Source organism: Amaricoccus sp., from assembly GCF_017993425.1.
Classification (GTDB): Bacteria; Pseudomonadota; Alphaproteobacteria; order Rhodobacterales; family Rhodobacteraceae; genus Amaricoccus.
In genome coordinates this window covers 100,450-109,292 of record NZ_JAGOMQ010000010.1, presented here as the reverse complement: position 1 = coordinate 109,292, position 8,843 = coordinate 100,450, and the positions used below count along the sequence as shown (strand labels likewise).

Below are 8,843 nucleotides of genomic sequence, written 5' to 3'. Positions count from 1 at the left end.
ATCCCCCCGCCGCCCCGCCCCCAAGCCCCCTCACGGCGCCCGCGGCGACCCGCCATGGCGATGTCTGGCGTCGCCGGCGGCGACGGGCGCCGGTCGGCAGCGCCGATGACGAGCGCCTGTTGGCGGCGCCGATGACGAGCGCCTGCTGGCGGCGACGATGGTCCGCGCCCCGGCGGCAATGACAAGCGCCCAGCGGCGGCGATGACAAGCGCGCCGCGGCGGGCTATGGAGCGCGCATTCCCCGCGTGCCGCCCGGAGTCCGCGCCCGACCATGACCGCGCTCGACAAGTATGTCCGCCTCGAGGCCCTCGGCCAGTGGCGCGAGGCCCGCGGCGCGGCCGCGCGCGAGGTGGTGGTGAGCTTCGGCGACGCGACGCTGGTCCTCACCGACCTCGCCGACCGCCCGCTCGGCCACTGGGCGCTCGCCGGCGTGCAGGCGGTCGGCCGCGACGGCCCGGCGACGGTCTACGCCATGACCCGCGACGGCGAGGAGACCCTCGCCATCAAGGACGCCGACATGGTCGAGGCGATCGCCGCGGTCAGCCGCGCCCACCGCCTGCGCGAGATCGTCCCCGGCCCGAAGCCGCGCCCCAGGCGCTGGTGGCCCTGGCTTCTCGTCGCCGCCGCGGCCGCGCTCGCCGCGGGGCTGGCCCCGCCGCTGCTGCGCGCGCAGGCGGCGCGCATGGCCCCGCCCGAGGCGGTCGAGGAGTTCGGCGACCGCATGCTCCTGCAGATCATGGCGGCGCGCGGCCCGCTCTGCGCCGACGCCGAGGGCCGCCGCGCGCTGGCGACGCTGGTCGGCCGCGTCGCCGAGGGGACGACGCCGCGGGTCCGCGCCCTCGACCTCGGCGCGACGCCGGTGACCCTTCTCCCCGGCCCGACCGTGGCGCTCGGCCGCACGGCGCTCCTCCAGGCCGACGACCCGGCCGAGATCGCCGGCTGGGTGGCGCTGGCGCTCGCCCGCGAGGAGATGCAGCCGGGCGCGGAGCGGCTGATGGCTGAGATCGGCCCGGTCGCCGACCTGCGCTACGTGCTGACCGGCCGCCTCAGCGAGGCCGCCCTCGGCCGCGCGATCGTCGCGGCGATGGCGCCCCCGACCCCGGTGGAGATCGAGGCCGCCTTCGAGCGCCTGCGCGTCGCCGGCCTCCCGACCGCCCCCTTCGCCGACGGCCTGCGCCGCGCCGGCCACGACGCCCCCCCGGCCAGCGCCGAGGGCAAGGCCGCCCTCTCCGACCGCGACTGGGTGGCGTTGCAGGGGTTGTGCGGGTAGCCAGGGGGGACCGCATATGCGCCGGAGGTCCCGCGCCCGGGAGCGTTCGCGTTCCTCCTCGCCTGGCCAAACGCGATCCCCTTGGCGTGGATCACCCTTGCGCGCGGTCGCGTTTTGTTCTTCCTTCCCGACTCGCACCCTTGCGACTCGCATCGGCGCGTGGCGACGCTATGTATGGCGCTTCACCAGGGGCGAGACATGCCTGAGCAGAAGTTCATCGAGGTCCGCGGCGCCCGCGAGCACAACCTGAAGTCGATCGACATCGACATCCCGCGCGACCGGCTCGTCGTCATCACCGGCCTCTCCGGCTCCGGCAAGTCGAGCCTCGCCTTCGACACCATCTACGCCGAGGGCCAGCGCCGCTACGTCGAATCGCTCTCCGCCTATGCGCGGCAGTTCCTCGACATGATGCAGAAGCCGGACGTCGACCACATCTCCGGCCTCTCCCCCGCCATCTCGATCGAGCAGAAGACCACCTCGAAGAACCCCCGCTCCACCGTCGGCACGGTCACGGAGATCTACGACTACCTGCGCCTGCTCTTCGCCCGCGTCGGCGTGCCCTACTCGCCCGCGACCGGCCTGCCCATCGAGGCCCAGCAGGTCAGCCAGATGGTCGACGCCGTCATGGCGATGCCGGAGGGGACGCGCGCCTACCTGCTCGCGCCGATCGTCCGCGACCGCAAGGGCGAGTACCGCAAGGAGTTCGCCGACCTGCGCAAGCAGGGCTATCAGCGCGTCAAGGTCGACGGCGCCTTCCACGAGCTCGAGACCCCGCCCGAGCTCGACAAGAAGTTCCGCCACGACATCGACGTCGTCGTCGACCGCATCGTGGTGCGCGAGGGGCTGGAGACCCGGCTCGCCGACTCGATGCGAACGGCCCTCGACCTCGCCGACGGCATCGCCGTGCTGGAGACGGCGCCCGTGGCGGAGGAGGGGGCCGAGCCGCCCGAGCCGCAGCGCATCACCTTCTCCGAGAAGTTCGCCTGCCCGGTCAGCGGCTTCACCATCCCCGAGATCGAGCCGCGGCTCTTCTCCTTCAACGCCCCCTTCGGCGCCTGCCCGGCCTGCGACGGGCTCGGGGTCGAGCTGTTCTTCGACCCGCGCCTGATCGTGCCGGACGAGGCGCTGCCGCTGATGAAGGGCGCCATCGCGCCCTGGTCGCGCGGCCAGTCGCCCTACTACAAGCAGACGATCGAGGGCCTCGCCGCCCACTTCAAGTTCAACAAGAACGCCCGCTGGCGCGACCTGCCGGAGGCGGCGCGCGACGTGCTGCTCTGGGGCTCCAAGGGCGAGAAGGTGCGCTTCCGCTACGACGAGGGCGGCCGCGTCTACGAGATCGACCGCCCCTTCGAGGGCGTCATCCCCAACATGGAGCGCCGCTACCGCGAGACCGACAGCGCCTGGTCGCGCGAGGAGATGGAGCGCTACCAGAACAGCCGCCCCTGCGGCGCCTGCCACGGCTATCGGCTGAAGCCCGAGGCGCTGGCGGTCAGGATCGCCGGCATCCATGTCGGCGAGGCGGTGCGCATGTCGATCCGCGAGGCGCTGGCCTGGGTCGAGGCCGTGCCGGCGAGCCTGACCGCGCAGCGCAACGAGATCGCCCGGGCGATCCTCAAGGAGATCCGCGAGCGGCTGGGCTTCCTGGTGAACGTCGGCCTCGACTACCTGACGCTCGCCCGCAACGCCGGCACCCTCTCCGGCGGCGAGAGCCAGCGCATCCGGCTGGCGAGCCAGATCGGCTCCGGCCTGACCGGCGTGCTCTACGTGCTCGACGAGCCTTCCATCGGCCTGCACCAGCGCGACAACGGAAGGCTGCTGGAGACGCTGAAGAACCTGCGCGACGCCGGCAACACCGTGCTCGTCGTCGAGCACGACGAGGAGGCGATCCGCGAGGCCGACCACGTCGTCGACATCGGCCCCGGCGCGGGCGTCCACGGCGGCGAGATCATCGCGGAAGGAACGCCGGCCGAGATCGCCGCCGCGCCCGCGTCGATCACCGGCCAGTACCTGCGCGGCGAGCGCGAGATCGCCATCCCGGCGAAGCGGCGCAAGGGCAACGGCAAGAAGGTCGTGGTCCGCGGCGCCACGGGGAACAACCTCCGCGACGTCACCGCCGCCTTCCCGCTCGGGGCCTTCACCTGCGTCACCGGCGTCTCCGGCGGCGGCAAGTCGACGCTGACCATCGAGACCTTGTTCAAGACCGCCTCGATGCGGCTGAACGGCGCCCGCCAGACCCCGGCGCCCTGCGAGACCATCGAGGGGCTCGAGCATCTCGACAAGGTCATCGACATCGACCAGTCGCCGATCGGCCGCACCCCGCGCTCGAACCCCGCGACCTACACCGGCGCCTTCGGCCCGATCCGCGACTGGTTCGCCGGCCTGCCGGAGGCCAAGGCCCGCGGCTACAAGCCCGGCCGCTTCTCCTTCAACGTCAAGGGCGGCCGCTGCGAGGCCTGCCAGGGCGACGGCGTCATCAAGATCGAGATGCACTTCCTGCCCGACGTCTACGTCACCTGCGAGACCTGCAAGGGCAAGCGCTACAACCGCGAGACGCTGGAGGTGCTGTTCAAGGGCAAGTCGATCGCCGACGTGCTCGACATGACGGTGGAGGACGCCGAGGAGTTCTTCGCCGCGGTGCCCTCGATCCGCGAGAAGATGACGACGCTGATGCGCGTCGGCCTCGGCTACGTGAAGGTCGGCCAGCAGGCGACCACCCTCTCCGGCGGCGAGGCGCAGCGGGTGAAGCTCTCCAAGGAGCTCGCCCGCCGCTCGACGGGACGCACCCTCTACATCCTCGACGAGCCCACGACGGGGCTGCATTTCGAGGACACCCGCAAGCTCCTCGAGGTGCTGCACGAGCTGGTGGAGCAGGGCAACACGGTGGTGGTGATCGAGCACAACCTCGACGTCATCAAGACCGCCGACCACATCATCGACATCGGCCCCGAGGGCGGCGACGGCGGCGGCTCCATCGTCGCCGTGGGCACGCCGGAGGAGATCGCCCGCGTCCCCGAAAGCCACACCGGCCGCTACCTCGCCCCCCTCCTGTCGGCGCGCCGCGTCGCGGCGGAGTAGCCCCGCGGCGCCGGGCGGCCCTACGACCGCCGCCCGCCGGCTCGACCCCGACGCCGCCGGCGCGGCCGCCTTGTGTCGCCGCCGCCGCACGCTGCCTGACCTTAACGCCCGGCGGCCCCGGGCGGCTGCGCGTCCTGCCCCCTCGTAGACCTGCCGGCGACTCTCGCCTGTGACGGCGCCCCGCCCGCCGCCCGCGCGGCCGGTTCGGCGCCGGTCACCCGGCGCTAACGCTTCGTGAAAAAGTGGCAAGTCGGATTCCAGCCGGATTCCAGCCGCGTTCCAGCCGGAAATTTCCGGGCTGTCCCAAAGCCTTGACCGCTTCCAGCGCCGCCTGGCCCGTCGATGCGAAAAATCGTCCCGTCAGGACCGAAAAAGATGCGGGCGCGCCCGACCCCACGAGCGCGCCCGCCTCTTCACTCACCCCACCCCGAACTCGCGGACGCCGCCCCACACGGCGTCCGAACAACTCACGACACAGCCCTCGGCCTGGGGGAGCCTGACCGTGGCCAGGGCTGCTTGGCGGCCCTGGCCACCACAGGCTGCTCCCCCCAGCCGCTGACGGCGGAAGAAGCGAGGGCGGCAAACACCAAGGACACAACCCCACCGACGCCGCGTCTCCCCACAGACGCGTCAACTCCCACGCCGCCCTCGGTAAACACAACGTTGCGGCACGGGAGTTATTCGCGAGGATCTACGCGTCGCGCGATTTTTTTTCGAGCCAGGGCAGCATGGCGGAAAAATCGCTTCCCCGTCCGCCGCTTGCGACGAACGCCTCGTAAAGCTCTGCCGCCCGCGCCCCCATCGGCGTCGCCGCGCCGACCGCCGCGGCAGCCTCCTGGCTGAGGCCGAGGTCCTTCAGCATCAGCTCGGCCGCGAACCCCGGCCGGTATCCGTCGTCCGCCGGCGACCGCGGCCCGACGCCCGGGGCCGGGCAATAGGTGTTCATCGACCAGCACGACCCGGACGAGGTCGACACCACCTCGAACATCGCCCCCCGGTCGAGCCCGAGCCGGTCCGCGAGCGCGAAGGCCTCGCAGACGGCGATCATCGACACCCCGAGGATCATGTTGTTGCAGATCTTGGCCGACTGCCCCGCGCCCGACCCGCCGCAATGCACCGTCCGCGCGCCCATGACCTCCAGCAGCGGCCGCACCCGCTCCATCGCCGCCTCCGACCCCCCGGCCATGAACGTGAGCGTCCCCGCCTTCGCGCCCCCCGTGCCCCCGGAAACCGGGGCGTCGACCGCCAGCAACCCCGCCTCCTCCGCCTCCGCCGCCGCGGCCTTGGCCGAGCCGACGTCGACGGTGGAGCAGTCGACGAGCACGGCCCCCTTGCGCGCCGCCGGCACGATCTCGGCGTAGACGGCGCGCAGGATCGCCCCGCTCGGCAGCATCGTGACGACCACGTCCCGCCCCGCCGCCGCCTCGGCGGCGGAGGCCGCCGGCGTCACGCCCTCGACCCTGACCCCGGCGACGTCGAAGCCCGCGACCGCATGCCCGGCGGCGGCGAGGTTGGCGGCCATGGGCCCGCCCATGTTGCCGAGCCCGATGAAACCCACCTCCATGTCGACCTCCTCAGGCCTGCGGCAGCTTCAGCTCGTCGGGGCCGAGCGATTCCATCAGCGCGGCGACCCGGGCGGGCGTCACGCTGTCGATGGTGTCGGCCCATTGCGGGTTGCGGTCCTTGTCGATGACCTGCGCGCGGACGCCCTCCATCATGTCGCCGCCCTCGAAGATGCGCGTCCCGGCGCGCAGCTCGCGCGCCAGCGCCAGCTCGAGGCCGGGCTCCTGCCGCGAGGCCCGCACCAGCGCCATCGTCGCCGCCATCGAGAGCGGCGAGCCCTTGCGCAGCGCGGTCAGCGTCTCGTGGCCCCAGTCCGACGCCTCGAGCCGGGCGACGAGCGTCGCGAGGTCCGGCGCGGAGAAGGCGTCGTCGATCATGGCGCGCTTGTCCGCGAGCTCGCTCGGCGGCGGGTCGGCGGCGAAGTCGGCGATCACCGCCGGATCGCCGCTCTCGACCAGCCGGGCCGCAAGGTCGGGCCAGAGCGCCTCGGGCACGAACACGTCGGCGAAGCCGGCGGCGATGGCGTCGGCCGGGCCCATGCGCCAGCCGGTCAGGCCGAGGAACTCCCCGAGCCGCCCCGGCGCCCGGCCGAGCAGATGGGTCCCGCCGACGTCCGGGATGTAGCCGATCGCGCATTCCGGCATGGCGACCCGCGAGCTCTCGCCGACGATGCGGTGGCTGGCATGGCCGGAGAGGCCGACCCCGCCGCCGAGGACGTAGCCCCTCATCAGCACCGCGACCGGCTTCGGGTAGGCTCCGATCGCCGCGTTGAGGCGGAACTCGTCCGCCCAGAAGGCGCGCGCGAAGACGAAGTCGCCGTTGCGTCCGTGCTGGTAGATCTCGGCGATGTCGCCGCCGGCGCAGAAGGCGCGGTCCCCGACCGAGTCCATCAGGACGAGCGAGACCTCGGGATCGTGCCGCCACTCCTCCAGCGCGCGCTCGATCACGAGGTCCATCTCGTGGGTCAGCGCGTTGAGCGCCTTCGGCCGGTTCATGGTGATCCGGCCGGCCCGGCCTTCCTTGCCGATCAGGACGTCTTCGGTCATGTCGCCTCCGCGATGAGCGCGCGGGCGACGATCACCCGCATGATCTCGTTGGTGCCTTCGAGGATCTGGTGGACGCGCAGGTCGCGCACGATCTTCTCGATCCCGTAATCGGCGAGATAGCCGTAGCCGCCGAGCAGCTGCAGCGCGTCGTTCGCCACCTTGAACGCCGTGTCCGTCACCAGCCGCTTGGCCATGGCGCAGTGCTTGGTCGCGTCCGGCGCGCCCGTGTCGAGCTTCCACGCCGCCTGGCGCAGGAAGACGCGCGCCGCCTGGAGCTCGGTCTCCATGTCGGCGAGGCGGAACTGCGTCGCCTGGAAGTCGCGGATCGCCTGCCCGAAGGCCCGCCGCTCGCCGGTATAGGCGAGCGCCTTGTCCATCGCCGCCTGCGCCCCCCCGAGGGCGGCGGCGGCGATGTTGAGCCGCCCGCCGTCGAGCCCCTTCATGGCGTAGCGGAAGCCCTGCCCCTCCTCGCCCATCAGGTTCGCCGCCGGCACCGTGCAGGCGTCGAGCTGCACCTGCGCGGTCGGCTGCGCCTTCCAGCCCATCTTGCGCTCGTTGGCGCCGAAGGAGAGGCCGGGCGTCCCCGCCTCGACCGCGAGGGTGGAGACGCCGCGGGGGCCGTCGCCCCCGGTGCGCGCCATGACGACGTAGAGGTCGGAAAAGCCGCCGCCGGAGATGAAGGCCTTCGTCCCGTCGAGGGTCCAGCCGTCGTTCGTGCGGGTCGCCCGGGTGCGCAGCGCCGCGGAGTCCGACCCCGACCCGGGCTCGGTCAGGCAATAGGACGCCACCGCCTCCAGCGTGACGAGCCGCGGCAGCCAGCGCGCCTTCAGCGCCTCGGCGCCGTAGGCCGCCACCATGCTCGCGCACATGTTGTGGATCGAGACGAAGCTCGAGAAGGCCGGGCAGCCCATGGCGAGCGCCTCGAAGACCAGCGTCGCGTCGAGTCGCGAGAGCCCGGCGCCGCCCAGCTCCTCGGGCACGTACATGGCGGCGAAGCCGAGCTCGCCCGCCTCGCGCAGCGCCTCGCGCGGGATGGCGCCGGCGGCCTCCCAGGCCTCGGCGAAGGGCGCGATCCGGTCCCGGGCGAAGTCCCGGGCCATGTCGAGGATCGCCTGCTGTTCCTCGGAGAGCGCGAAATCCATCAATCCTCCCAAGGGTTGAACACACTGGCCCCGGTTTCCCCGAAGTCGCTGACGTTGCGGGTCCAGACCGTCAGGCCGTGGACGACGGCGGTGGCGGCGATCAGTCCGTCCGCGGGAGAAATCGTCCGGCCGCGCCCGCGCGCGCCTGCCGCGATCGTCCCCCAATGCTCGGCGACCTCAAGGGTCACCGGCAGTATCCTGTCTCCGAAGTCGCGAACGAGACCGGCGTAGTAGTCCGAAAGCCCGTCACGCCGCCGCGACGGCTTCAGCTGGCTGATGCCGCGCCACGTCTCCCCGAGCACGACCACGCTCAGCATGATCCGATCGCTCACGTCGGCAAGAGCCTCGCGGACGGAGGTGCGTCCCGCGGGATTCCAAATCTCTCCGAGGACATTCGTGTCCGGCAGAATGCCCTTATTCATCGTCGAATTCGAAGTTCACCTCGCGCATCGGCGACCTGTCCCTTGTGAGGTCGACGCCCTCGAAGGAGGGGCCGCTCAGGAGGTACTCCCCCAGCGTCATCTTCGGCCTGGGCTTGCCCGCAAGCCGCTCGTACTCCGCGCGGGAGATGAGGACGGCCTCCTCGCCGCGGCGGGTGATCGTCTGGGGGCCTTCCGTCATCGCCCGGGTGAAGACCTGGGAAAACTTGTTCTTGGCTTCGGCGAGCTGCCACATGGCGGCCTCCATCTTGGCTAGATTGTCTAGACAATATGGTCGGCGCGCCCCGCGCGATCAAGCGCGGAGCGC

General features: G+C 72.1%; 7 protein-coding genes. 2 read left to right on the top strand and 5 right to left on the bottom strand.

What is annotated here, in order from left to right:
• The first annotated feature begins 271 nt into the window (after positions 1-271).
• Both KBB57_RS06930 and uvrA read left to right on the top strand, forming a co-directional pair.
• Positions 272-1,270 (top strand): hypothetical protein, encoded by a 999-nt coding sequence (locus tag KBB57_RS06930; protein ID WP_290747956.1) that lies wholly within the window; start codon positions 272-274, stop codon positions 1,268-1,270.
• A gap of 198 nt (positions 1,271-1,468) precedes the next feature.
• A complete protein-coding gene (gene uvrA, locus KBB57_RS06925; RefSeq protein WP_290747955.1) occupies positions 1,469-4,345 on the top strand; it encodes an excinuclease ABC subunit UvrA in 2,877 nt (958 codons plus the stop codon).
• Between the two features lie 691 nt (positions 4,346-5,036).
• Here the strand turns inward: uvrA and mmsB are convergent.
• The 5 genes from mmsB to KBB57_RS06900 are packed head-to-tail and all read right to left on the bottom strand — an operon-like array spanning position 5,037 to position 8,771.
• Positions 5,037-5,909: a 3-hydroxyisobutyrate dehydrogenase gene (mmsB, locus tag KBB57_RS06920; RefSeq protein WP_290747953.1), complete on the bottom strand. Its 873-nt coding sequence runs from the start codon at positions 5,907-5,909 to the stop codon at positions 5,037-5,039.
• Positions 5,910-5,919: 10 nt separating this feature from the next.
• A complete protein-coding gene (locus KBB57_RS06915) occupies positions 5,920-6,954 on the bottom strand; it encodes an enoyl-CoA hydratase/isomerase family protein (protein ID WP_290747950.1) in 1,035 nt (344 codons plus the stop codon).
• Positions 6,951-8,096, bottom strand: coding sequence for an acyl-CoA dehydrogenase family protein (locus tag KBB57_RS06910; protein WP_290747948.1), 1,146 nt, complete (start codon positions 8,094-8,096; stop codon positions 6,951-6,953). The genes KBB57_RS06915 and KBB57_RS06910 overlap by 4 nt, the downstream gene beginning before the upstream one ends.
• The gene (locus KBB57_RS06905) at positions 8,096-8,518 is read right to left on the bottom strand and encodes a type II toxin-antitoxin system VapC family toxin (protein WP_290747945.1); all 423 of its coding nucleotides are present in this window, start codon (positions 8,516-8,518) and stop codon (positions 8,096-8,098) included. Before KBB57_RS06905 ends, KBB57_RS06910 begins: the two co-directional genes overlap by 1 nt.
• Positions 8,511-8,771, bottom strand: coding sequence for a type II toxin-antitoxin system Phd/YefM family antitoxin (locus KBB57_RS06900; RefSeq protein WP_290747943.1), 261 nt, complete (start codon positions 8,769-8,771; stop codon positions 8,511-8,513). The genes KBB57_RS06905 and KBB57_RS06900 overlap by 8 nt, the downstream gene beginning before the upstream one ends.
• Between the last annotated feature and the right edge of the window lie 72 nt (positions 8,772-8,843).

What these genes read in the sequence shown, in the direction of transcription:
- KBB57_RS06905 (WP_290747945.1), bottom strand. Translation starts at nt 8,518, where the DNA reads ATGAATAAGGGCATTCTGCCGGACACGAATGTCCTCGGAGAGATTTGG.
- KBB57_RS06930 (WP_290747956.1), top strand. Translation starts at nt 272, where the DNA reads ATGACCGCGCTCGACAAGTATGTCCGCCTCGAGGCCCTCGGCCAGTGG.
- mmsB (WP_290747953.1), bottom strand. Translation starts at nt 5,909, where the DNA reads ATGGAGGTGGGTTTCATCGGGCTCGGCAACATGGGCGGGCCCATGGCC.
- uvrA (WP_290747955.1), top strand. Translation starts at nt 1,469, where the DNA reads ATGCCTGAGCAGAAGTTCATCGAGGTCCGCGGCGCCCGCGAGCACAAC.
- KBB57_RS06900 (WP_290747943.1), bottom strand. Translation starts at nt 8,771, where the DNA reads ATGTGGCAGCTCGCCGAAGCCAAGAACAAGTTTTCCCAGGTCTTCACC.
- KBB57_RS06910 (WP_290747948.1), bottom strand. Translation starts at nt 8,096, where the DNA reads ATGGATTTCGCGCTCTCCGAGGAACAGCAGGCGATCCTCGACATGGCC.
- KBB57_RS06915 (WP_290747950.1), bottom strand. Translation starts at nt 6,954, where the DNA reads ATGACCGAAGACGTCCTGATCGGCAAGGAAGGCCGGGCCGGCCGGATC.